At 66.1% G+C, this 24,003-nt stretch carries 21 protein-coding genes; 14 read left to right on the top strand and 7 right to left on the bottom strand.

The genetic code is table 11. The features are described from left to right. Positions 1-28: 28 nt before the first annotated feature. Positions 29-1,204: a lactate 2-monooxygenase gene (locus AB0M74_RS28750; RefSeq protein ID WP_366529422.1), complete on the bottom strand. Its 1,176-nt coding sequence runs from the start codon at positions 1,202-1,204 to the stop codon at positions 29-31. A 153-nt stretch (positions 1,205-1,357) separates the two neighbouring features. On the opposite strand from AB0M74_RS28750, the gene AB0M74_RS28745 reads away from it, so the two are divergent. Next, entirely contained in the window at positions 1,358-2,362 is a 1,005-nt protein-coding gene (locus AB0M74_RS28745) for an NAD(P)H-quinone oxidoreductase (protein WP_366529421.1), read from the top strand. A 285-nt stretch (positions 2,363-2,647) separates the two neighbouring features. Here the strand turns inward: AB0M74_RS28745 and AB0M74_RS28740 are convergent, their stop codons facing one another. Further along, on the bottom strand, positions 2,648-3,850 hold the full coding sequence (locus AB0M74_RS28740) for a cysteine desulfurase-like protein (RefSeq protein WP_366529420.1): 1,203 nt from the start codon (positions 3,848-3,850) through the stop codon (positions 2,648-2,650). A 237-nt stretch (positions 3,851-4,087) separates the two neighbouring features. On the opposite strand from AB0M74_RS28740, the gene AB0M74_RS28735 reads away from it, so the two are divergent. The 7 genes from AB0M74_RS28735 (at position 4,088) to AB0M74_RS28705 (ending at position 10,846) form a co-directional block, all read left to right on the top strand. Continuing rightward, positions 4,088-4,696: a bacterial proteasome activator family protein gene (locus AB0M74_RS28735; RefSeq protein ID WP_366529419.1), complete on the top strand. Its 609-nt coding sequence runs from the start codon at positions 4,088-4,090 to the stop codon at positions 4,694-4,696. A 276-nt stretch (positions 4,697-4,972) separates the two neighbouring features. Continuing rightward, positions 4,973-5,800 carry an ABC transporter permease gene (locus AB0M74_RS28730; RefSeq protein WP_366529467.1) on the top strand — a complete coding sequence of 276 codons (828 nt, stop codon included), beginning with the start codon at positions 4,973-4,975 and terminating at the stop codon, positions 5,798-5,800. A 10-nt stretch (positions 5,801-5,810) separates the two neighbouring features. Beyond that, positions 5,811-6,650: an ABC transporter ATP-binding protein gene (locus AB0M74_RS28725; protein WP_366529418.1), complete on the top strand. Its 840-nt coding sequence runs from the start codon at positions 5,811-5,813 to the stop codon at positions 6,648-6,650. Positions 6,651-6,714: 64 nt separating this feature from the next. Then, complete coding sequence (locus AB0M74_RS28720) at positions 6,715-7,749, top strand: glycosyltransferase family 2 protein (protein ID WP_366529417.1); 1,035 nt, start codon at positions 6,715-6,717, stop codon at positions 7,747-7,749. A 275-nt stretch (positions 7,750-8,024) separates the two neighbouring features. Continuing rightward, positions 8,025-9,074: a ribosome small subunit-dependent GTPase A gene (gene rsgA / locus AB0M74_RS28715; protein ID WP_366529416.1), complete on the top strand. Its 1,050-nt coding sequence runs from the start codon at positions 8,025-8,027 to the stop codon at positions 9,072-9,074. A 55-nt stretch (positions 9,075-9,129) separates the two neighbouring features. After that, positions 9,130-9,834 (top strand): hypothetical protein, encoded by a 705-nt coding sequence (locus AB0M74_RS28710; protein WP_366529415.1) that lies wholly within the window; start codon positions 9,130-9,132, stop codon positions 9,832-9,834. A gap of 160 nt (positions 9,835-9,994) precedes the next feature. Beyond that, positions 9,995-10,846, top strand: coding sequence for an NAD(P)-dependent oxidoreductase (locus AB0M74_RS28705; protein ID WP_366529414.1), 852 nt, complete (start codon positions 9,995-9,997; stop codon positions 10,844-10,846). A gap of 71 nt (positions 10,847-10,917) precedes the next feature. On the opposite strand, the gene AB0M74_RS28700 is transcribed toward AB0M74_RS28705, so the two are convergent. Then, complete coding sequence (locus AB0M74_RS28700) at positions 10,918-12,819, bottom strand: glycosyltransferase (protein WP_366529413.1); 1,902 nt, start codon at positions 12,817-12,819, stop codon at positions 10,918-10,920. Between the two features lie 153 nt (positions 12,820-12,972). After that, the gene (locus AB0M74_RS28695; RefSeq protein WP_366529412.1) at positions 12,973-13,503 is read right to left on the bottom strand and encodes a GtrA family protein; all 531 of its coding nucleotides are present in this window, start codon (positions 13,501-13,503) and stop codon (positions 12,973-12,975) included. A gap of 195 nt (positions 13,504-13,698) precedes the next feature. On the opposite strand from AB0M74_RS28695, the gene AB0M74_RS28690 reads away from it, so the two are divergent. The 3 genes from AB0M74_RS28690 (at position 13,699) to AB0M74_RS28680 (ending at position 17,394) form a co-directional block, all read left to right on the top strand. Then, positions 13,699-14,694 (top strand): glycosyltransferase, encoded by a 996-nt coding sequence (locus AB0M74_RS28690; protein ID WP_366529411.1) that lies wholly within the window; start codon positions 13,699-13,701, stop codon positions 14,692-14,694. After that, entirely contained in the window at positions 14,691-16,367 is a 1,677-nt protein-coding gene (locus AB0M74_RS28685; RefSeq protein ID WP_366529410.1) for a DUF2142 domain-containing protein, read from the top strand. The genes AB0M74_RS28690 and AB0M74_RS28685 overlap by 4 nt, the downstream gene beginning before the upstream one ends. 322 nt (positions 16,368-16,689) lie before the next feature. After that, positions 16,690-17,394 carry a hypothetical protein gene (locus AB0M74_RS28680; protein WP_366529409.1) on the top strand — a complete coding sequence of 235 codons (705 nt, stop codon included), beginning with the start codon at positions 16,690-16,692 and terminating at the stop codon, positions 17,392-17,394. Positions 17,395-17,457: 63 nt separating this feature from the next. Here AB0M74_RS28680 and rfbB read toward each other — a convergent pair whose 3' ends face one another. Then, positions 17,458-18,471, bottom strand: a complete 1,014-nt coding sequence (gene rfbB, locus AB0M74_RS28675; protein WP_366529408.1) for a dTDP-glucose 4,6-dehydratase — start codon at positions 18,469-18,471, stop codon at positions 17,458-17,460. Positions 18,472-18,768: 297 nt separating this feature from the next. Here rfbB and AB0M74_RS28670 point away from each other — a divergent pair, with 297 nt between their 5' ends. Continuing rightward, positions 18,769-19,479, top strand: a complete 711-nt coding sequence (locus AB0M74_RS28670) for a hypothetical protein (RefSeq protein WP_366529407.1) — start codon at positions 18,769-18,771, stop codon at positions 19,477-19,479. Between the two features lie 305 nt (positions 19,480-19,784). On the opposite strand, the gene AB0M74_RS28665 is transcribed toward AB0M74_RS28670, so the two are convergent. Continuing rightward, positions 19,785-20,777 carry an alpha/beta hydrolase gene (locus AB0M74_RS28665; RefSeq protein WP_366529406.1) on the bottom strand — a complete coding sequence of 331 codons (993 nt, stop codon included), beginning with the start codon at positions 20,775-20,777 and terminating at the stop codon, positions 19,785-19,787. Between the two features lie 225 nt (positions 20,778-21,002). Here AB0M74_RS28665 and rfbA point away from each other — a divergent pair, with 225 nt between their 5' ends. Both rfbA and rfbC read left to right on the top strand, forming a co-directional pair. Continuing rightward, positions 21,003-21,875, top strand: coding sequence for a glucose-1-phosphate thymidylyltransferase RfbA (gene rfbA / locus AB0M74_RS28660; protein ID WP_366529405.1), 873 nt, complete (start codon positions 21,003-21,005; stop codon positions 21,873-21,875). A gap of 2 nt (positions 21,876-21,877) precedes the next feature. Beyond that, positions 21,878-22,426: a dTDP-4-dehydrorhamnose 3,5-epimerase gene (gene rfbC / locus AB0M74_RS28655; RefSeq protein ID WP_366529466.1), complete on the top strand. Its 549-nt coding sequence runs from the start codon at positions 21,878-21,880 to the stop codon at positions 22,424-22,426. Positions 22,427-22,498: 72 nt separating this feature from the next. Here rfbC and AB0M74_RS28650 read toward each other — a convergent pair whose 3' ends face one another. Continuing rightward, complete coding sequence (locus AB0M74_RS28650) at positions 22,499-23,959, bottom strand: MFS transporter (RefSeq protein ID WP_366529404.1); 1,461 nt, start codon at positions 23,957-23,959, stop codon at positions 22,499-22,501. Positions 23,960-24,003: the final 44 nt, after the last annotated feature.

Genomic DNA, 24,003 nt, shown 5'->3' with positions numbered 1-24,003 from the left:
ACTGGGGAAATCCCCGGCCGCGTAGGGCTCAGCGTGCGGTCGCGACAAGTGATCGGTCCAGCTCGCCCGGACCGGCGCAGCCGGAAAGACCGAGTGTGGAATCGAAATCGGCCAGCAGCACCCGCAACGCGTGGCGCACACCCTCTCGACCTGCGATACCCAGACCGTAGGCCCACGGCCTGCCGTACAGCACCGCCTTCGCACCGAGCGCCAGCGCGATCAGCAGGTCCGCGCCGGTGCGCACGCCGGAATCGAACAGCACGTCGGCACGGTCGCCGATGGTGGCGACGATGACGGGTAGGGCATCCAGCGCGGCGATCGAGCCGTCCACTTGGCGGCCGCCGTGATTGCTCACCACTACCGCGTCGGCGCCCGCGTCGACCACCTGGCGGGCATCCTCGGGGTGCAGGATGCCCTTCACCCCGATCGGCAGATCGGTCCATTCGCGCAGTCGGGCGAGGTCGGCCGGGCGCAGGGTGTGATTACCGAACAACCCGGCCCAGGTAAGGATGGCCGCCCGCATCGCGTCCTCGCTGGCTTCCGGCGGCTGCGGCAGTTTCGCGCGGAAGACCGGGTCGGACAGATAGTTGGCGATGCCCTTGCCGTGCAGGAACGGCAGATGCGCCACCTCCAGATCACGGGGGCGCCAGCCGAGACTCGGGGTGTCGACGGTGACGATGATCGCCTTGGCCCCCGCGCGCTCCGCGCGGGCGACGAACGAGCGCGCGAGCTCGTCATCACTGGGCCAATACAGCTGATACCACCACTCGCCCGCCGCCGCGCCGACCTCCTCGATGGTCGAGGAGGCCGCCGTCGACAGCACCGTGCCGATGCCGAGCTCCTTGGTGACCTCGCCGACGACCACCTCACCACGCTCGTGCAGCAGTTCGAGCACCCCGACGGGTGCGGTGAGCACCGGCGCGGCCAATCGAGTGCCGAGCACCTCCACCGACAGATCGCGCGCCCCCGGCCCCGAGGTGCCCCGCAGCATCCGAGGCACGATCCGATACCGATCGAACGCGCTGCGATTGGCCGCGGCGGTTCGTTCCGACGACGCGCTGCCCGCCACATACGCAAAGGCGACCGGGTCGAGCAGCTGCTGTGCCCGCTGCTCCAATCCCGCGGCCGTCATCGGCAATTCGGGCACCGAACCACCGAGTCCGCCCAGGTAGATCTCGTTCTGGAAGTCGATGAAGCCGCTCACGGGTGGGACGGTAGTCCGTTCGATCCGTTCGCGCAGGAGGCGCGACGGATTGGGTGCGCCGAGTCTGCGACGCGGTGCCACAGCTGTCGAGCCGACGGCTCGAACATGCCGTCACGCGCACGGTCCGATGGCACACCCGGCAGTATGGGTCGGGTGCGTGCAATCAACCTGAACGGTTTCGGCGGGCCCGAGGTGATGGAGTGGACAACCGCTCCTGCCCCGGCGCCAGGGCACGGTGAGGTGCTGATCGAGGTGGCCGCGGCCGGTGTCAATCGCGCGGATCTATTGCAACGCCAGGGTTTCTATCCGCCGCCGGCCGGCGCGAGCGAGATCATCGGCCTGGAAGTATCCGGAGTGATCGCGGAGCTCGGCGACGGTGTACACGACTGGCAGGTCGGCGATCGCGTGTGCGCGCTGCTGTCAGGTGGCGGTTACGCCGAACGGGTCGTGGTGGCAGCGACGCAAGTGCTCGCGGTGCCCGACGGACTGGATCTCGGTGCGGCCGCCGGTTTGCCGGAGGTGGCCGCGACAGTGTGGTCGAACCTCGTCACGACGGCGGGCCTGCACGCAGGCCAGCTGGTGCTCATCCACGGCGGTGGGAGCGGGATCGGCACCCATGCGATCCAGTTGGCGGTGACCCGAGGGGCGCGAGTCGCGGTGACCGCGGGGTCGCAGCAGAAGCTGGAGCGCTGCAAGGAGCTCGGCGCGAGCGTGCTGATCAACTATCGCGACGACGACTTCGTCGCGCGGATCCGCGCCGAGGAGTCCGGCGCGGGTGGCCCCGGCGCCGACATCATTCTCGACAACATGGGCGCCGCCTACTTGCCGCGCAATGTAGAGGCACTCGCCCGGCACGGCCACCTGGTCGTCATCGGCATGCAGGGCGGCGTCAGCGGCGAATTGAACCTGGCCGCGCTGCTCGGCAAATGGGGCAGTATCCACGCGAACAACGTGCGCAACAGGCCCGCCACCGGCAACCACAGCAAGGCCACGATCATCGCCGACCTGAAACGCCACGTCTGGCCGCTGATCGCGGACGGAACCATCGTGCCGGTCATCCATGCGGAGATCCCGATCGAGGACGCCCCCGAGGCCCACCGGATGCTCGATTCCGCCGAGACCTTCGGAAAAGTGATCCTGCGCGTCCGCGAGATCTGACCACCATGCCGCCGTCCGGCCGGGTAAGTCGGATCGGTGGCCTGCCCGGTGCGATGCCGGCGGAGTCTTCCGAACTCGGCGACACCCGGCGGTCGCGCGCTCGACACGAGACAGCTGCGCAGGATTGCACACCGCGTAGAGCCCGGCACGAACGCCCGGCCCTGCCGAGGATCATTCGATCCGAAGGCCCGGCGCGGGCACCTGGCCGACCACGATCACTCCAGGGCGGCGCCGAGGATCATTCGATCTGGCTTGGGCCCGGCGCGGGCACCCTATCGACCGCGATCACTCCAGGGCCGCGAGTGCCCTGCCGAGTTGGTCGATCTCGAATTTGGTGGTGTACGGGGCGAGGCCGACGGTTACCGCGCCGCCTTCATCGTTGACACCGAGCGCGTCCAGCAGGCGGCTACCGCCGTGGACGCCGCTGAGGGTGCCGATCCGGTTGTCGGCCAGCTTGGCGGCGACCTTCTCGGCTTGCATACCCGCGAGGGTGAAGCTGACGGTCGGTATGCGGGTGGAGGCGCGGCCGATGACGGTCAGATTGGGGATCTTGTCGAGCACGTCCATCAGGTGCTCGAAGAGCTGATCGTGGTAGTCCTGCAACGAGGTGATCGACATCTCTAGGCGCTCGCGGCGAGTGCCGGTAGCACGCTCGTCGAGCCCGGCGAGGAAGTCGATCGAGGTGGTGAGGCCGGCAAGTAGGGCGTACTGGTGGCCGCCGACCTCGAGCCGCTCGGCACCCTTCGCATACGGATTCAATGACATCGACGGAATCCGGTCCAGGAACGCGGGGTCACGGAAAACCAGCGCGCCGATCTGCGGGCCACCCCATGCCGGGGCGCTGAGCGCGACGACGTCGGCATTGAGCTCGTCGATATCGATGAGCGCGTACGGCGACGCACCGAAGGCATCGGCAACCAGCAGACCGCCCACCTCGTGCACCCGGTCCGCGGCGACCCGGACCGCGGGCGCGGATCCCACGATCGGGGATGCCGCGGTGAGCGCGACAAGCCGAGCGGTCGGCCCGATCAGTTCCTCGAACTGCCAGGACGGCATCTCGCAGGTCTCGATCTCGACCTCGGCCCAGCGCACGTGTGCGCCGTAGCGGTTCGCGATCCGCAGCCACGGCGCGACGTTGGCCTCGTCGTCCAGGCGCGAGAGCACAATCCCGGTGCCGAGCCCCAGGCGCGAACTCAACGACTCCGCCAGCCAGGCCAGCAGCACCGCCCGATCCGGTCCGAGCACCACACCTGCGGGATCGCCGCCAACCAGGTCCGCGACGGCCTCACGGGCCGCGTCCAGGATCGCGGCGCTGCGCACAGCGGCGCCGTTGCGTCCGATATGCGAAAACGAGGAGGTACGGAAACCTGTTGAGACGGCACGAGATACCGAATCCGGAACCAGCATGCCCGCTTGCGGGTCGAGATGGATCCAGCCGTCGCCCAGGGACGGTATCAGGCCCCGAACCCTCGCGACGTCGTAAGTCATGTTGGCCACTCTAAGGGCAGCGGGCGGGGCTGTGTAACCGCGTTCCCTCTCGAGGGGAAAGACACCGACAGGCGCGAGCGCGACGACCTGGGACTCAGCATGGCAACCGACTTTCAGCAAATCCGAACCACACGACCCGAACAGAATAGAACGCCGGCGCACCACCGCGGCACGGACTCCGGCGACCTCGACCGCCCGCCTTAGCGTGTTCGCGGCGGACGCGACATGATAGGGATCATGACGCAATCGGATGAGGCACCGGAATCCATCGTCGTGATCGGACCCGATGGCCGACCGCTGGCCGCCCCTGCGGAGGCCGGATCGGACTCGCCCTTCACCGCGCAGGTCGTCACCGACAGCGACAAGTCGTCCGAGGCGTCGGATGACAACGATGACTCCGGCGAATCGCTCGCCGACATGGTCGAACAGCCCGCGAAGGTCATGCGCATCGGCACCATGATCAAACAACTGTTGGAAGAGGTGCGCGCCGCACCGCTGGACGATGCCAGTCGCACCCGTCTGCGCGAGATCCACAAATCCTCGGTCCGCGAGCTGGAGCAGGGCCTCGCCCCCGAACTGCGCGCCGAGCTCGAGCGGCTCACGCTGCCGTTCACCGATGACGCCATCCCCACCGACGCCGAGCTGCGCATCGCCCAGGCGCAGCTGGTCGGCTGGTTGGAGGGGCTGTTCCACGGCATCCAGACCGCACTGTTCGCACAGCAGATGGCGGCACGGGCCCAGCTGGAACAGATGCGTCAGGGCGCGCTGCCGCCCGGCATCCATGCGGTCGACCCACGGGTTGGCGCACCGGGCCAGACCACCGGCGGAACCGGACAGTATCTATAGACCCCGCGTGGCCACGCGGGCCGACCGGAATTTACGAGGGTAGGCTCGGGCACCGTGCCCGCCGCTGCCGCTCGCCCCGACTCGGTTTCCGCAGTCGACCCGGGGCGTACTGAAGAGAGCCAAGTGCGTTCAGATACCAGCCAAGCACTTTCCGACGAGCCTTCCACGGAAGACGCGAACGAGAAGTCAGCGAATGAGACTCCGGTGACCCCCGACGAGCAGCCGACCGCATCGGCAGACGATGCGACCGCAGTGGACGTGGCGGTCGAGACACCGATCGTGTCGGATTCGCAGACCTTCCAACGCGCCTTCAAGGATTTCCGCGGTGGCTTTTCGCAGCGCGAACTATGGCTGTCGCTCGGCTGGCAGGACATCAAGCAGCGCTACCGGCGCTCGGTGCTCGGGCCGTTCTGGATCACCATCGCGACCGGCGTGCAGGCCGCGGCGATCGGCCTGCTGTACGCGGCGCTGCTCGATCAGCCGATCAAGGACTACCTGCCCTATGTGGCCGTCGGCATCATCGTCTGGAACGTGATCAACGCGAGCATCCTCGAGGGCTCCGATGTGTTCATCGCCAATGAGGGACTGATCAAACAATTGCCCTCGGCGCTGAGCGTGCATGTCTATCGCCTGGTGTGGCGTCAGCTGCTGTTCTTCGCGCACAACATGCTGATTTACCTGGTTGTGCTGGCCGCATTCGGTGTCTGGGAGAAACTGCACTGGACCGCGGTATTCGCCATCCCGGCACTGGGGCTGCTGTTCCTCAACGCGATGTGGGTGTCGATCGTTTTCGGCATCTTCAGTACTCGGTACCGCGATATCGCACCGATCCTGAGCAGCCTCACGCTGATGCTGTTCGTGCTGACTCCGGTCATGTGGAATACGAAGAGCCTGGAGGCGCAGGGCGGCCAGGTCAGCGAGCGCGCGAAACTGGCCGAAATCGTTCCGACGTTCCATTACCTGGAGATCGTCCGTGCGCCGTTGCTCGGCGACGATCAGCATCTCTATCACTGGGTGATCGTCGGCACCATCACCGTGATCGGCTGGATCGTGGCGCTCTTCGCGATGAAGCAGTTCCGTTCACGCGTGCCGTACTGGGTTTAGGAGGGGCTCGATGACCGACCATGTGAGTATCGAAACCCGCCAGGCGTGGGTCGAGTTCCCGATTTTCGACGCGAAATCACGGTCGCTGAAGAAGGCGTTCCTCGGTAAGGCGGGCGGCGCGATCGGACGCAATCAGTCCGATGTCGTGGTCGTCGAGGCCTTGCGCGACATCACGCTTTCACTGAAGGAAGGCGACAGGGTCGGCCTTGTCGGGCACAACGGCGCGGGCAAATCGACGCTGTTGCGGTTGCTTTCGGGAATCTACGAGCCCTCGCGCGGCAGTGCGCGCATCCGTGGCCGGGTGGCGCCGGTGTTCGATCTCGGGGTCGGCATGGACCCGGAGATTTCCGGCTACGAGAACATCATCATCCGCGGCCTTTTCCTCGGGCAGACGCGCAAGCAGATGCTGTCCAAGATCGATGAGATCGCCGATTTCACCGAACTCGGCGAGTATCTGTCCATGCCGCTGCGCACCTATTCGACGGGTATGCGGGTTCGCCTGGCCATGGGCGTTGTCACCTCGATCGACCCGGAAATCCTGCTGCTGGACGAGGGCATCGGCGCGGTGGACGCCGAATTCATGAAGAAAGCCCGCCTCCGACTGCAGTCACTGGTGGCCAGGTCCGGCATCCTGGTGTTCGCCAGCCATTCCAATGAATTCCTCGCGCAACTCTGCGATACCGCCATGTGGATCGACCATGGGCAGATCCGTTTGCGCGGCGGGATCGAAGAAGTTGTGCGCGCGTACGAGGGACCGGATGCGGGAAACCACGTCGCCACCGTGCTGCGCGAAATGGAAGCCGAGCGGACAATGGGCACCGAACGAGAATTGGAGCGGAATAAGGCATGAGCGAGCGAATCGTGTGCCGTCGCGCACCGCACATGCCGAAGCCGAGCGCCGGCGAGGCGGACGCATGAGCGAATCGACCGGGCAGGAACCCCCGATCGTGGGGCAGTCCCCGGTCGATACGCCGCCGGACACCTCCGAGACCGCCGCGAGCGATTCGGCGCCTGCGACCGCTCCGGCCGACTTCACCCCCACCAGCACCGGCCCCGACGCCAGGATCATCGCGGTCGTGGTGACCCACAAGCGGCGTGAGCTGCTCGCGGAATCGCTGAAGGTCGTCACCTCCCAGTCGCGGCCGGTGGATCACCTGATCGTGATCGATAACGGCAACGAGCCCGAGGTTGCCGAGCTGGTCCGGCAGCAGCCGATCGAATCGACCTACCTGGGATCGGCACACAACCTCGGTGGCGCGGGCGGTTTCGCGCTCGGCATGCTGCACGCGCTTACCCAGGGCGCGGACTGGGTGTGGCTCGCCGACGACGATGGCAGGCCCGAGGGCGCCGAGGTGCTGTCCATTCTGCTGAATTGTGCTGCTGCGCACGGCCTTTCCGAGGTCTCGCCGGTGGTCTGCGATATCGACGAGCCGGATCGGCTCGCCTTCCCGCTGCGCCGCGGCGTGGTGTGGCGGCGCCTGCGTTCCGAACTGGGCGATGAGGACTTCCTGCCTGGTATCGCCTCCCTGTTCAACGGCGCCCTCATCTCCGCCAAGGCGGTCGATGTGATCGGCGTGCCCGATCTGCGCCTGTTCGTTCGAGGCGACGAGGTCGAGGTGCACCGCCGTCTGGTCCGCTCCGGACTGCCGTTCGGCACCTGCCTACAAACGGCCTACCTACACCCCAACGGCGCCGCCGAATTCAAGCCGATCCTCGGCGGCCGCATGCACACCCAGTACCCCGATGATCCGGTGAAGCGCTACTTCACCTACCGCAATCGCGGCTACCTGATGGCCCAGCCCGGTATGCGAAAGCTGCTCCCCCAGGAGTGGATCCGTTTCTCCTGGTTCTTCCTCGTGACCCGCCGCGACCCCGCCGGCCTGCGCGAATGGTTCCACCTGCGCAGCCTCGGCCGCAACGAGCAGTTCGGCAAACCGGACAAACGCTGATCTCGTAGCACCCGACCGCTGCGAGCCATCCCCGCGCCGAACCACGCACGCGCTTCGGCGCGGGAAAAATAAGTTGCGCAGGGCTGGGCGCAGCTGTCAGTGTGTTGGGGAACTTCGACGAGACAGGTGAGGAGGCGGGCCGCGTGACTATCAAGCTTCGGATTGTCATGCCCGGGCGAGCCGCGCGACTGTGCGCCGCCCGACGGACCTCCACCTCTCACTCCCCTCACTGAGCCCTGGTCGGGCTCGGTGCTCGACGAAGGATTCCTTCCATCATGGTCGACTACGACCTGCTTGTCCCTTACGGCTGGACCGAAGCCGTAGCTACTGAATACGAGGCGCTCATCACCGACGGGTGTGTGCCCGCGCGGGTGATTCGCCTGGACCGCAGCGAATGTGATGTCGCGACGCCCACGGGGCAGGCCCGGGCTCGGTGTCCGCGATCGGATTCCGAGATCAGCGGTCTGTGCACTGGTGACTGGGTGAGCATCGATGCCGAGTCGACGGTGCGGCAACTGCTGCCGCGACGGTCGGCGATCATGCGATCGGCGGTGTCGGGACGGTCGCAGGGTCAGGTGCTCGCCGCGAATGTCGATACGGCGCTGATCTGCACCGCCGCCGACGGCGATATCGATCTCGGGCGCATCGAGCGGATGCTCGCCCTGGCCTGGGAAAGCAACGCACAGCCGATTGTGCTGCTCACCAAAGCGGATGCCGCGCTGGACATTCCGCTCGACGAGGTGCGCGCGATCGCACCGGGCGCTGTGGTGCTCGCGGTCAGTGCCAGCAGTGGATTCGGGCTGGATGTACTCACCGCGATGCTCGACGGAACCGTCGCGTTGATCGGCCCCTCCGGCGCGGGCAAATCGACGCTCGCCAATGCCCTGCTCGGTCGAGAAGCATTCGCCACCAACGCTGTTCGCGCGGCCGATAAGAAGGGTAGGCACACGACAGTGCACCGGGAGCTGCAACCGCTGCCAGGTGGCGGCACGCTGATCGATACGCCCGGATTGCGCGGCATCGGGTTGTGGGATGCGGCCGAGGGCCTCGAAAAGACCTTCAGCGATCTGGAATCCATTGCCGAGCAATGCCGCTTCGGCGATTGTGCGCACCATGGCGAACCGGGCTGCGCGGTACAGGAGGCCATCGATAGCGGCGAGCTGACCCAGCGCCGGGTCGACAGCTATCGCAAACTGGCCCGCGAGAACGCCTGGATGGCCGCCCGCACCGACAAACGACTGCACGCCGAGCGGGAGCGAGTCTGGCGCGACATCACCAAGCAGCACCGCAGCACTTACCAGCAGCGGAACTCTCGGCGGCGCTGAACTGGCCGAATCACGGTAGGGTCGGCTCGCATTGATCGCTAACTGGGAGGGTTGAATGAGTTACCCCGGCGGGTATCCGCCTCAGGGCCAGCAGCCCGGGCAATGGCCTGGGCAGCCCGCATACGGCCAGCCCGCACCGCAGTACGGTGCGCCGCAACCATATGGCGCACCGCCGCAGCACGCGCCGGATCAGCAACACGCAAGCCAACCGCAGATCCCGCAACCTGCCTACGGCCAACCGCAGATCCCGCAACCTGCCTACGGCCAGCCACCAGCTCCACAGTTCGGGCAACCGGCCGCACCGTATGGGCAGCCGTACGGGCAGCCCGCACCACAGTTCGCGCAGCAGGCGCCCTATGGCGCACCGCCCGCGCCGCCTGCACCGCCCGGACTCACCATCGATGCGTCGTATTCGGGATTCGCCTTCCTGCTGGCATTGACCAAGCCGAAGATCCTGGTCAATGGCCAGCGGGTGCCGAACACGCGCTGGGGACAGAATCACATCCCCGTCGGGCCGGGCCAGTACCACGTCAAGGTCACCACCCCGTGGCTGTTCGACATGGGCCCCGCCACTGTGACTGCGCCGATCGCCGAGGGGCAGGGCACACGGTTCTATTACCGCGCGCCCGTGGTCGTCTTCCTCAACGGCGCTATCGGTCAGGTCCCGCAGAAGACGCCCGGCATGTTGTTCCTCTACATCACCTGGGGACTGGCCGCACTGATCATGCTGCTCAATATCGTCATGATCGCGAGTATCTGACGCCTCCGGCGAAGTCGAGGGCATCGGAGTCGCGGGGTTCCGATGCCCTCTCTTCGACCACCCTATGCAACTGGTTGCATAGGAACAGGGTTTACGCTTAACGTGCAAAGCGCGGAAGGCCGCTGGGCGCCACCTGCGGCACAGACGACAGGAGCAGGTCATGACGGAACCGGGATCGAAGCCGCTCGCAGGCAAGACGATGATCATGTCGGGCGGCAGCCGCGGCATCGGTCTGGAGATCGCCAAGCGGGCCGCGGCCGACGGCGCGAACATCACCCTCATCGCCAAGACCGACCAGCCGCATCCCAAGCTTCCCGGCACCATCCACACCGCGGCGGCCGAGTTGGAAGCCGCGGGCGGCCAGGTGCTGCCCTTCGTCGGCGACGTGCGCATCGACGAGTCGGTGGCCGAGGCCGTGCGCCAGACGGTCGAGCGCTTCGGCGGCATCGACCTGGTGGTCAACAATGCCTCGGCGATCGACCTCTCCCCGACCGACGCCCTCTCGATGAAGAAGTACGACCTCATGCAGGACATCAACTGTCGCGGCAGTTTCCTGCTGTCCAAGCTCAGCATTCCCGCACTGCGCGAGTCGGCGGCGGCGGGCCGCAACCCGCACATCCTCACCCTCTCGCCGCCGCTGAACCTCGACCCCAAGTGGGCGGGCATGGCGCTGGGCTACACCATCGCCAAGTACGGAATGTCGCTGACCACACTGGGATTGGCCGAGGAGCTCAAGGGTGACGGCATCGGGGTCAACTCCCTGTGGCCGCGCACGACCATCGCCACGGCCGCGGTGAAGAACCTGCTCGGCGGCGAAGAAATGATCGCCACCTCCCGCACCCCCGACATCTACGCCGACGCCGCCTACCTGGTCCTCACCGCACCGTCGAAGGAGACCAGCGGAAACTTCTTCCTCGACGACGAAGTCCTTGCCGCCCACGGCATAACCGATCTCGACAAGTACCGCGTCGTCCCCGGCGACGCCGAACTGACCACCGATCTATTCCTCTGACCGGTCGGTGAAGCACAACAGCCGGGCCGCACCTGCGAGACAGGTGCGGCCCAACTGTTGTCCACGGCGATCTAGTCGGACTCGATGCCGTAGAGGCGTTCCCAGTTCGCGCGGCTGGTGAGCTCCGGGACCGCGGCACGGTACTGCTGCTGCAAGGCAGGCAGTTCGCGGCGCAGGCGGCGCAGGACGCGGAGCGTACGTAGCAGCAGGGCGCGCGCCCTTGCCTTGTCGCGGCGGCGGATTCGAACGCCGGACTGGGAGGCATCGGTGACGACCACGTGGTCGAACAGTGCGACGTGCCACCAGTGCGCATCCTCACGGGTGATGCCGATCAAGCCGTGCTGGGTGCGGCCGGTCCACTGGCCGATGGCGCGCTTGATCAGCACGGCGGTTACCCGGCTCGGTTCACCGCCCGCCCGGCGCAGCTGGATATCCCCGGAGCGCACCGGCGGGGTCGCGGCGGCGTGTTTGGCCGTCTCCGGATAGTCGGCCCGGCCGGCGCGGGCGGCGGCCAGCGCCTCGATGCCCCCGTCGCGCAACACCTTCGGGCCCTGGAGGAAGTCCTCGATGCCCTGCAGGGTGGTGTGCACCAGACCGTATTGCATGGCGACCAGATGTTCGGCCAGGCTGCGGAACAGCTGGCGGCTGATGGCCTTCGCGTCGAGATCGGCGTGCAATGAACCGACGATGAGCGAGTTCCGGGTGCTGAAATAACGCGCCCAGTCGTCGTAGTCCTTCCAGTAGAAGTCGGCGTGCCACACCGCGGCATTCGGCAGGGTGACCGTCACGAACCCGTTCTCGCGGGCCCGGACACCGTATTCGACGTCATCCCACTGGAAGAAGATCGGAATCGGCAGACCGATCTTGGCCACGACCTCCGCCGGGATAAGGCAGGTCCACCAGGCGTTGTAGCCCGCATCGACGCGCCGTTCCTGGTTGCGCTTGAGCATGCTGGTGTTGCGCAATGCCTTCGGCACCTTCTGCCCGTGCTTGAGCTCGTGCAGGTGCACCTCTTCGGCGCCGACATTGAGGTAGTCGGGGTTCAGCAGAAACAGCATCTGCGCGCCGACCAGCGTCGGCTCCACCGTCATGTTGGCGAAGGCATTGAGCCGCAGCACCGTCTCCGGCTCGCACAGGATGTCGTCGTCCATCAGGATCACATCAGCGTGCTCGTTCACCGCGGACACCTCGTAGAGGCCGCGGGTGAAGCCACCCGCACCGCCGAGATTGGGCTGGCGGATGTAGCGCAGTTTGTCGCCGAAGACCGGCAGGGTCTGCTGGAACACCGGACGGTTCTCTACCAGATCGGTGCCCTGATCGACCACGTACACCGCGTCGATCGCGGCGAGGACGGTCGCGTCCGAGGCCAGCGCGGCCACCGTTTCGGCGCAATCCGCGGCCCGGTTGAAGGTGCAGATCGCGATCGCCACCGGCCGCACACGGTCGGGCGCGACCGAGGTCCAGGTGAGTTCGGTGATCCCGAGGTCGCCGCCGATGGCCTCGAACTCGAGCCACAGCGCACCACCGTCGACGTATTGGTCCAGCGGCGCGGTCAGGGTCACCGGGCCTGCAGCGGTGATCTCGGCGGTCTCGATGATCCGTCGATGCCCGGCGATATCGGAGGCAACCACCCGGACCCTTGCCTTCGCGGCCACGTCGAGCACCATCGTCGCGCGCACCTCGGTGACGGTGGTCCAGCGCTGCCAGTAGCTGGCGGCGAACCGACCGAAGTAGGTGTTGGTGTGGGCGGTCGCGCCCTTCTCCAGTCGTAACGCCAGTCGCTCCCGATGCGCGCGGCCCTTCACGACGGCATACAGCTCGTCGCTCACCTTCGCCGATGGTCCGGTGAAGATGCCGCGCTGCAGCAGCAGCCGATCGGGCGCCCGATGGTCGGCGCGCAGCGAGGCGGGCGCTTCAGCAGCCGAAGGTCGATCGTTGGTTTCGGTAACGGCTTGGGTAGCCGACTGATCCATGAAGTCCTCGAAATCCTCGGTGTCGATTGGCGGCGCTCCCGGTATTCGCTCCGGGTGTTGATGGGACAGACAGCCCCTGGATGCCGTTCGCGGCGGGTGCGAGGATATCAACCGACCTCGCCCCGTGCCTGTTCAGCAAGCAGGGTGCCGCAATTACTTCTGTTGCTCGACGTTCGCCGAACCGCCGACAAAGACGAATTTGTCGTAGGCCCAGTAACGGAAAACCACCGCGACGATCTGCCCGATCAACGTGCCGGAAATGTTGTCCGACAGCGGGGTGGACAGGTCGAGCACATAGCGGGAAAAACCGAGACAGCCCAGCTGTAAGCCGATGGCTACTACGTTGAACACGGCGTAGAGCAGATATTCACGGCCGGGGTTGCCGGTCTTCTTGTGCGCGAACGTCCACCACTTGTTTCCGAAGTAGGTGACAACGGTAGCCACAGCGATCGCGATGATCTTGGCGGGCAACGGAGAGTGGTACAGAATTCCCTCCCCGCCCCAGAACACGAGCAGGTTGTAGGTGCCCGCATCGACGAGGAACCCGATCGCGCCGACCACGAGGAACGCCCCGCCGCGCCGCAGGGCGCCGATTACTTTCGTGGCAAGCGGCTGCGCGGCAGGCGCCGGTGGCACGGAGCCGGACCGCTCGGGTGCTGACACGGGCTGCTCGGGGTAGGACACCGGGCGACGGTACCCCAGCCGGTGCCGACCGCGCCTTCGCTGCGCCCGGGCGCCGGAACCGGCCGCCTCCGACCGCACGCATTAGGCTCGGTGAACCGAGCGCACGCAGATCCTTACCGAGTACGCGCTGCGCCGCACTGCCCTGTACCCTCCCGGTGTTCCTATTCACACCGCCGACCTCGAGGATTGACCCGGGTGGACTCCACCGAGCTTCGTATCGCCGCCGTGGTCCCGTGCCACAACGAAGAGGCTTCGGTCGCCAAGGTCGTCGCCGACCTCCAGGCTGCCGTGCCGGGAATTGTCGTCTATGTGTACGACAACCTGAGTACCGACGCGACCGCTGAGCGGGCCCGCGCGGCCGGGGCGATCGTGCGCGCCGAGCACACCAAGGGCAAGGGCAATGTGGTGCGGCGGGCCTTCGCCGACATCGAGGCCGATGTCTATCTGATGATCGACGGTGATGACACCTACGAGGCGTCGGCCGCGCCGCTGATGATCAAGACACTGCTCGACGGCCCCTACGACCATGTGCTCGGCGTCCGCAAGCAGCAGGACGAGGGCGCCTCGGCGTACCGCTCGGGCCACGAGACCGGCAACAAAGTGCTCAACGGTGTTGTCGGAAAGGTGTTCGGCGAGAACGTCGAAGACATGCTCAGTGGCTTCCGAGTGTTCTCGCGCCGCTTCGTGAAGAGCTTCCCCGCGGTGTCGCGCGAATTCGAGATCGAGACCGAGCTGACGGTGCATTCGCTGCATCTGCGGGTGCCGCAGACCGCTGTCCCCGTCGGCTTCCGTGATCGGCCCGCGGGCAGCGAAAGCAAGCTGCGCACCTATCACGACGGCTTCAAGATTCTGGCGCTGATCATCGGCCTGGCCAGGCATGAGCGCCCGGTCGCGTTCTACGGCCTGTTCGGCACCCTGAGCTTCCTGGTGTCGATCATCTTGACCATTCCGATAGTGGTCGAGTTCTACAACACCCACGAGGTGCCGCGCTTCCCGACCCTGTTCCTCGGTTTCACGCTGCTGCTGCTCGGCAGCCTGGCCTGGACCGCGGGCCTGATCCTGGACGGCATCCGCCGCTCACGGCACGAGGCGTCCCGGCTGGTCTACCTGCGCTACTCGGCCGTCAGCGCCGACGACCCGCAGCGCCCGAACGGACATGGTGGTGACGCGAACGGTGGAGCCGACCGTTGACCACTTCGGCCGACCGGACCACGACCGACGACCGCGAGCCGGCACCCGCGGACAACGCGACACCAGCCGATAACACGCCGGATCGAGCACCCGACCTGGACCAGTCCTCGAGCTCGGACAATGCTGCGGCACAACCGAAGTCGCCCGAAGCCGCCGAATCGGCGGGCACAGCACGCAACGCGGTCGGCCGAACAGCGCAGCGCATCGTCGCCCGCTTCGGCGCGGCGACCATCGCCTTCACCCTCCTTGCCACCCTCTTCGGCGCATTGTTCACCGTGGTGACCCCGCCGTTCTGGGGTCATGACGAGATCACCCAGTTCGGCCGGGCCTACCAGGTCGCCCACGGCGGCTTCCTGCCCGAGCGGATCAAGGACGATCGCGCCGTCGCCTACGGCGGCAACGTGCCGACCAGCATCACCGCGTTGATGGGCTACGCGCTGCAGGACTACACGACCAACCCCGATGAGCCGGACCCGATGGTCGCCGAGCCCGGCGACTACGACCGGCTCGGCGGTGCGGCGATCTCCTCTGCCACCGAACCGGTCTGGTTTACCAATACCGCCGCGTACTCGCCGGTGCCGTATATCCCGGCCGCCGTCGGCATTCGGCTTTCCGAGCTGTTGGGCCTCGACGTCGGCGGCATGGTGCTGCTCACCCGGTTCGCCGGACTTTTCGCTTACCTGAGCATCGTCGGATTCGGCTTGTCGGCGCTGCGCAGACATCGGGTGCAATGGTTGGCGTTCACCGTCGCCGCGCTGCCGATCGCGGTGTTCCAGTCGGGCACGGTCACGGCCGACACGTTGACCAACGCGCTGGCCATCATGGTGTCCGCGTTGCTGGTCAAGGCACTTTTCCTCGGCGACCGGCTCGGGCGGGTGGAAACGGCGGCGTTGCTGAGCGCGACCATCCTGCTGCCGATCAGCAAGCCGACATATGTGTTGCTCGCGATGCTCGTCGTGGTGGTGCCGGTACATCGGCTCGGATTCTCGCGCGTCGCGCCCGGCGCATCGTGGGCCGACTCCGGGTGGCAGCGCTGGATCCCGTGGGGATTCGCCGCCGCCGGTGGTCTCGTTTTCGCGGCCTGGATGAAGGTCGCCGCGCCGACCGGCGACGGCATGGGCCTGATGCGCCCGCCGCACCAGTGGAACTCCGTCAAACCCGGCGAGCAGTTGCACGGCATCCTCGCCGATCCCCTCCATTTCGTGAACACCTTCGGCGACAGCATCGCGCTGCGGGACGAGCGGTGGTTCAGCCAGTTCTTCGGCGAGCTCGGCTTCTCCTACATCGACGTGCCCGCCTTGTCGATGCTGGCCTGTCTGCTCGCCTTCGCGGTGAGCGTCGGCATCGCGGAGCGGATGAATCCAGCCACAGCGACGTTGCGGCGCGCACTGATCGTCGCACTCACCGTGGCGGCCAGTGTCGCGATGATCTACGTGACGCTCTATATGTCCTTCACGCCGGTCGGGTACTACATCATCGACGGCGTGCAGGGCCGCTACTTCGTCCCGCTGGCGATCATCGGGCTCGCCGTGCTGCTGCGGTGGATGCCGTTGCGTCTCACCGACTCCGAGGGCAAGACACCGACTCGAGGCCCGGCGATCTCCGTCATCGCGGCCACCGCGTTCGCGCTGATCGCCGCGCTGTGGAAGTACTACTCCATTGTCTGGGGCTGATCTCGATAATCACCGAACAATCGGTCACCAGTTAGCGATCTCGAGTTTGCCGAGCACTCCCCCCTGATCACAATGAGGACATCGATGTGCGCGATAAATTGTGATGTCCGTCTCGAGATGCTCTACGAATCCTGACAGTTCACTCTGATAGTGAACACGAAAATCGCTGACAGATAATGGTTTCGAAATATCAAAGAGACCACTCGGTCCGATAGATGAACCAGACCTTAACAAACAATCACATTTCATTCACCACGAATTAGCTGGCCTCGATTCTCATTACGGAGTCCCCCTCCGAACAATGTGCATCGAGGTTCCAGAAATGCTGATGAGGAAATTTGCCGCCACGTCGGCACTGCTGATCGCCGCGATCAGCGTGACCGCAGGCGCTGTCAACGCCGCACCCGCCGAGGAGGCGTCGGTCAACTTCACCGCGAACGCCACCGACACCTCGACCATCGTCACGACCGATGCCGGCGCCATGACGATCGAAGACGGTGTCTTCAAGATCAAAGCGAGCAACGGCACGGTGCTGGCGGGAACCCCGCTGTCGTTCCGGGTCGACGACTTCGAGTTCCCGATCGCCGCCGCGATTTCGGGCCGCACCGCCGCCCTCACCCCGCAGCTCGACATGGATCGCGCGGTCTACAAGCCGGTCGCGCTGCCTTTCGAGGACAAGGCCCCCTGGAAGAGCGAGTACGACCGTGAGGTGGCCGCCTTCAACCGCTTGAAGGACACCATCGCCATGGGCGCCACCATCGGCACCCTGGTCGGCGGGCTCGGTGGCGCGGCGGTCGGTTGTGTGCTCGGTGGTGTGCTGGGCGGCGCGGTTGTCGGTGGCACCATCGTCGGCCTGTTCGGTCCGTTCCTGCCCGCTGCCGCTGTCGGCTGCATCGCGGGTATTGCCGTGGTCGGCGCCGTCGGCGCCGTCGCGGGCCAGATCTTCATCACCGCCCCGGTGGCCATCGGTGCGGCGATTCAGTACTTCACCACCATCAACCAGCCGTTCAACGCGCCCGCCAAGTAGCGCGCGCCTTCGAAACCGCGAAACCCGCCCGGCGAATACGCCGGGCGGGTTTCGCGGTTCAGGTCAGTGCGCCGAGCCGATCTCGGTCTCGCCCGCGGCGGCGTAGGCGCGCTCGGTCAGCGCTTTGTGCGGACGCCACCACGATTCGTTGTCGCGGTACCACCGGATGGTCGCGGCCAGTCCCGCGCGGAAGTCGGAGTAGCGCGGGGCCCAGCCGAGTTCGGACCGCAGCAGCGATGCATCGATCGCATAGCGCTGGTCGTGACCGGCGCGGTCGGTGACATGGTCGAAGTCGTCGGGGTCGCGGTCGAAGGCCTCCAGGATCATCCGCACCACCGACTTGTTGTCGAGTTCGCCGTCGGCGCCGATCAGATAGGTCTGACCGATCCGACCACGTTCGAGAATGTCCCACACCGCCCGGTTGTGGTCGTCCACATGGATCCAGTCGCGCACCTGATGTCCGGCGCCGTAGAGCCGCGGCCGGACCCCGTCGATGAGATTGGTGATCTGGCGCGGGATGAACTTCTCCACATGTTGATAGGGCCCATAGTTGTTGCTGCAGTTGGAGATCGTCGTACGGACACCGAACGAACGGGTCCAGGCACGCACCAGCAGGTCACTGGAGGCCTTGGTCGCGGAGTAGGGGCTCGACGGGTTGTAGGCGGTGTTCTCGTCGAACGCGGCGGCCTCCGGAGTGAGGTCGCCGTAGACCTCGTCGGTGGAGACATGGTGGTAGCGGACCTCGTGCCTGCGCACCGCCTGCAGCAGCGAGTAGGTGCCGACGATATTGGTCTGCACGAACGGCCACGGGTCGGCGAGGGAGTTGTCGTTGTGCGATTCGGCCGCGAAATGGACGACGGCGTCGACACCGCTGACGAGTTCGTCGACCAGGTCCAAATCGGCAATGTCACCGTGTACGAAGTCGATTCGGTCGGCCACCGGCGCGAGCGAGGCCCGGTTGCCCGCGTAGGTCAGGGCGTCAAGGACGGTTACCGTCGCGTCGGGGCGCTCGGCCACGGTCTGTCGAACGAAATTCGCACCGATGAATCCGGCACCGCCGGTTACGAGCAATCGCACTCCACGACACTACGTCCACCGCCGGGCCCGTCGGCGGCCGAGGGCCTTCGCAGTGCTGGGAGGCATTTCGGCGATGTGATCTTGATCTCATTACCTGAGGGAAGAGTGCGGCGCCCAGTTCGATTTTCCGACAAAATCCCTAGTCGATGCGCTTATTTCCAACACCCCACCGAGCCTCGGGTCTCAATGGTGAACAAAATTTGAATAAAAGGTCACAACCGGTTCACCACTCGTTAGCTGGTCTAGATTTCGATCGTCTAGTCCCCTCCGAACGCTTCACACTGAGGTCTAAAACAAATGCTGATGAGGAAATTCGCCGCTACGTCGGCCCTGCTGATTGCCGCCATGGGCGTCACCGCAGGTACCGTCCACGCGGATCCGGCGGCCCCGGCTGCCGACGCGCCGATCAACTTCACCGCCAAGGCCACCGAAACCCAGTCGATCGTGACGACCGATGCCGGATCGATCGTTGTCGAAGATGACGCACTGAAGATCAAGGCCGCCAACGGCACCGTGGTCGCGGGTACCCCGTTGACGTTCCGCGTCGACGAGTTCGAGTTCCCGATCGCCGCCGAAATCTCCGGCCGCACGGCGACTCTCACCCCGCAGATGGACATGGAGCACGCGACGTACAAGCCCGTCGCGCTGCCCTTCGAGGACAAGGCGCCCTGGAAGTCCGAATACGACCGTGAGGTGGCCGCCTTCAACCGCTTGAAGGACACCATCGCCATGGGCGCCACCATCGGCACCCTGGTCGGCGGCCTCGGCGGCGCGGCCATCGGCTGCGTGCTCGGCGGCGTGCTGGGCGGCGCGGTTGTCGGTGGCACCATCGTCGGCCTGTTCGGTCCGTTCCTGCCCGCTGCCGCTGTCGGCTGCATCGCGGGTATCGCCCTGGTCGGCGCGGTCGGCACCGTACTGGGTCAGATCTTCATCACCGCCCCGGTGGCGATCGGTGCGGCGATTCAGTACTTCACCACCGTCAACCAGCCGTTCGTCCCGGCCAAGTAGAACCGGCGTCGCACAACCCGATGCAGGGAACCCCGCCCGGCCCTCGCCGTGGCGGGGTTGCCTGCATCTGTCATATGGAACCGCCGCGCCGAATGCCCGTAAGCCCGATCAGGTAAACGAACGGTGAATGATTCAGGGACAGCAGCTGACAATTTGCGGTCCAGGGCCACCGAGCCGAATCAATTCCGAATGGAAGAGCAAGCAATTGTCGATGCGGAAAGGTGTTGCGGCAGGCGCCACCTGGCACATGTGAACCCCGCCCCGGAAACTCCAGGGCGGGGTTCGACTCGTCCGGCCGACCGTGATCAAGCCGTCCGAGCCTGCTCCGGCTGCTCGAGGCGAGCGCGCACGAATCGGGAGACCCTGGCCAACGCCGCTCTGCCCTCGGGGAGGTTGGGGAAGATGCTCATGAACGCGTGCACCTGGCCACGCCAGAGTTCGAGGGAGTTCGGCACGCCCGCCGCGGTGAGCCGCTGCGCCATCAGTTCGCAGTCGTAGCGCAGTATTTCGTCCTCGGCCGCGATCAACAGCACCGGTGGCAGGCCGGCCAACGCACCGTTGACCGGCGAGAGCATCGGATCGAGCCTGCGGTCGACTTCGGCCCCGATCCGCACCACAGCGGCCAGCGCGGACAGCGGGATATACGGATCACGCGCGGTGTTGATGTAGTCCCGCTTAGCGGCGTAGTCCAGATCGAGCAGTGGGCTCAGTCCGATCAGGCCCGCCGGGCTCGGCAGCCCGAGTTCGATCGCGCGCAGCGCCGTGGCGAAAGTCAGGTAGCCGCCCGCCGAATCGCCCGCGAAGACGATTCGTGCCGGGTCCGCCCCGTGTTGCAGCAGCCAGCGGTAGGCGCTCATGCAGTCGTCGATCGACTGGGTGATGCTCTGTGCGGGCAGCTGGCGGTAGTCGACATTCACCACCGGCAGGCCGGTGCGCCTGGCCAGACTGGCCGCGACGGGGCGGTGGGTACGCAGTCCACATACCGCGAATCCGCCGCCGTGCATGTACAGCACCGCGCCGTGACGCAGTGCGCGCGAGCCGCCGGAAGGACGGATCACCTCGAGCCGGAAACCGTTCAGCTCCACCTGCTCCCGGTCCACGCCACGTGGCTCCGGGCGCAACCGCGCCAGGGTGTCGATCGCGGCCGCGCCGATGGGAATGGTCGCGCGGGTGATGGGCGCGACTCGCAACACCGGCCGCACCACCCCCAGGCAGGTCGCCAGCAACATTCGGGAGTGCGCGCTCTGGCCATCCGGATTCATCACCACACCGGGCTCGCCGACTCTGCTCGTTGCCATCGCGCACCTACCTCACAACTGGCGCGCCGAGCCCGACCGGGGGTTGTCGCGGGCGAGGTGTCGACGCTGACATCTCACATATTGATATTTCAGAACATCACGTTAACGTGATCTACGCAACAAGAATCGCCCGGCACGCCCGGGCACCAAACGTTTGTGATCAATTTGTGGGCGAGTCGGAACCTCCCCAACTCCGGGCCAGGCGAAACTGGCAGACTTCTCCCCATGCGCGGAATCATCTTGGCGGGCGGCACCGGTTCCCGGCTGCACCCCATCACGCGCGGGGTGAGCAAGCAGCTCGTCCCGGTCTACGACAAACCGATGATCTACTACCCACTGTCCACGCTGATGCTCGCGGGCATCACCGACATCCTCGTAATCACTACCCCGGAGGACGCCGAAGCCTTCGGCAGACTGCTCGGCGACGGCAGTCAGTTCGGCATCGCCATCGACTACGTCGTCCAGCAGGTGCCCGACGGGCTCGCCAGGGCCTTCGTACTCGGCGCGGATCACATCGGCGGCGACAGCGCGGCACTGGTGCTCGGCGACAACATCTTCCACGGTCCCGGCCTCGGCACCAGCCTGAGCCGTTTCGCGGCGGTCGACGGTGGCGCGGTGTTCGCCTACTGGGTGTCGGACCCGACCGCCTACGGCGTCGTCGAATTCACCGAAGGTCGGGCGGTATCGATCGAGGAGAAGCCGAAGACCCCGCGGTCCAACTACGCCATCCCCGGGCTGTACTTCTACGACAACGACGTGGTCGAGATCGCGCGTGGGCTGCGCCCCTCTGCGCGCGGTGAATACGAGATCACCGACATCAACCGGGCCTACCTGGAACAGAATCGGCTTCAGGTGGACGTATTGGCCCGCGGCACCGCGTGGTTGGACACCGGCACCTTCGACTCGCTGCTGGACGCCGCCAACTACGTCCGCACCATCGAACAGCGGCAGGGCCTGAAAATCGGTGTGCCGGAAGAGGTCGCGTGGCGGATGGGGTTCATCGACGATGACCGGCTGCGCGCAGCGGCGGAACCGATGGTCCGTTCGGGTTACGGTAGCTACCTGCTCGACCTGCTCGAGCGCGGACGGGACTGGTGAGCATGGAGTTCCGTGAACTCGCCGTGCCCGGCGCCTGGGTGATCACCCCGCGCCAGCTCGGTGACGATCGTGGCATGTTCCTCGAATCGTTCAAGGCCTGCGAATTCGAGAAGATCACCGGGCGGGCGTTCGACCTGCGACAGGTCAATTGCTCGGTCTCGGCCGCAGGTGTGCTGCGCGGCATCCACTACACCGAAGACCCACCGGGCCAGGCGAAATACGTGACCTGCGTGCGCGGTGCATTCCTCGACGTTGTCGTCGACCTGCGCCCGAGCTCGCCCACCTACGGCCACTGGGACAGCGTGGTCCTCGACGACGTCGACCGGCGCTCGATGTTCCTGTCCGAGGGCCTCGGACACGCGATCCTGTCGCTGGAGGATCACTCCACCGTCACCTATCTCTGCTCGTTGGAGTACAGCCCCGAATTCGACAGGGATATCGATGCTTTCGATCCACAGCTCGGCATCGACTGGCCTACGGTCGGCCGCGACGGCACGCCATTGACCTACGTCCGCTCCCCCAAAGACACTGTGGCACCGCCTTTTTCGTAATCCGACGGCAATGACCGAACGCCACCACCGCAATAGGTGGTGGCATTCGGCTGCCAGTGGGCCGCAGCGGAGTCAGCCGACGAGTTCGAGCTCCGGCTCCGGTGCGGTGGCCCGCTTGCGCCGCGTGGGCACGAACGCGAGCAGCGCGACAAGGGCACCGATAATGGTGACGCCGGCGGCGAACTCGAGTCCGGGGCGATAGGCGGCGAGCACCGCCGACGGCGAAGTGTCGGTGTGCGCACCGGAGGAGATGATCGCGGTGGTGACGGCCAGGACGATTGCCGCGCCGACCTGCATGGAGGTCTGGAGCACGCCGGCCGCCAGGCCCTGTTCGTCGTCCTCGATACCGTTGGTCGCCTGAATGTTGATGGCGGGGAACCCGACCCAGCCGATACCGATCAGCAGCACCGCGGGCAGCAGCATCGTCCAGTAGGACGGTGCGGTGTCCAGCCGCAGGAACAGCAGGTAGCCGATGGCCATCACTACCATGGTGACCGCGATGATCGGCCCGGTGCCGAACCGGTCGACCAGCTTGTCGGAGAAGAACGCCGAGCCCACCACGAGCAGCCCGACCGGCAGCAGCGCCATCGCCAGCTTCAGCGGCGACCAGCCGAGCGAGTCCTGCATGTACAGCGTCACGATGAACTGCCAGCTGAAGTAGGACCCCGCCACCGCGATGATCGCGAGACTGGCCCGCACCAGCGACGACTTCTTCAGGATGCCGAGCCGGACCAGCGGGTACGCGACCCGCTTCTCCACCTCGACGAAACCGACGAACAGCACCACGACCGCGACGAACGAACCGATGGTGCGCACCGATGCCCAGCCCACTTCCGGCGCGGTGACCACGGTGTAGACCAACAGCAGCATGCCCGCGGTGGACAACAGCGCGCCGAGGATATCGTGACCACCCTCGTCGGCGGCCTCATCCTTGGGCACCAGCACGTAGGCGGCGACCAGCGCGGCCAGCGCGATCGGCACCGGAAGCAGGAAGGTCCAGCGCCAGCCGATACCGGTCATCAGCCCGCCGAACAGCAGGCCGCAGGAGTAGCCGCCCGCGCCGAACACGGTGTAGATGGAGAGCGCCTTGTTGCGCGCCGGGCCCTCGGCGAAGTTCGTGGTGATGATGGAAAGGCCGGTCGGCGCGGTGAAGGCGGCGGCAAGGCCCTTGATGAAGCGGGTGAGGATCAGCAGCGGGCCCGAGGTGACAAGGCCGCCCGCCAGCGAGGCGATCGCGAAGACCGCGAGCGCGATCAGGAAGACTTTTCGCCGACCGAGCAGGTCGGCGGTGCGTCCGCCGAGCAGCAGCAGGCCGCCGTATCCGAGCACGTAGCCGCTGATCAGCCACTGCAGGGTGGAGGTGGACAGATCGAGTTCGGCGCCGATGGACGGCAACGCGACTCCGATCATCGAAACGTCGAGACCGTCGAGGAACAACACAATGCAGAGGGTGATCAACATGCCCCAGAGACGGAGAGACCAGTTGATCGAATCCGTCGCCTGGGCGGCCGGTTCGGTTGCCGCAGAAGTCATGCGAGGTACGTTACATGCAGGCGCATTAAATGCCAACACAACTA

Origin of the sequence: Nocardia sp. NPDC051463 (assembly GCF_040681975.1) — a bacterium.
Taxonomy (GTDB): Bacteria; Actinomycetota; Actinomycetes; order Mycobacteriales; family Mycobacteriaceae; genus Nocardia.
The sequence above is the reverse complement of the archived record's forward strand: the minus strand, read 5'-3'. Positions and strand labels throughout refer to the sequence as shown.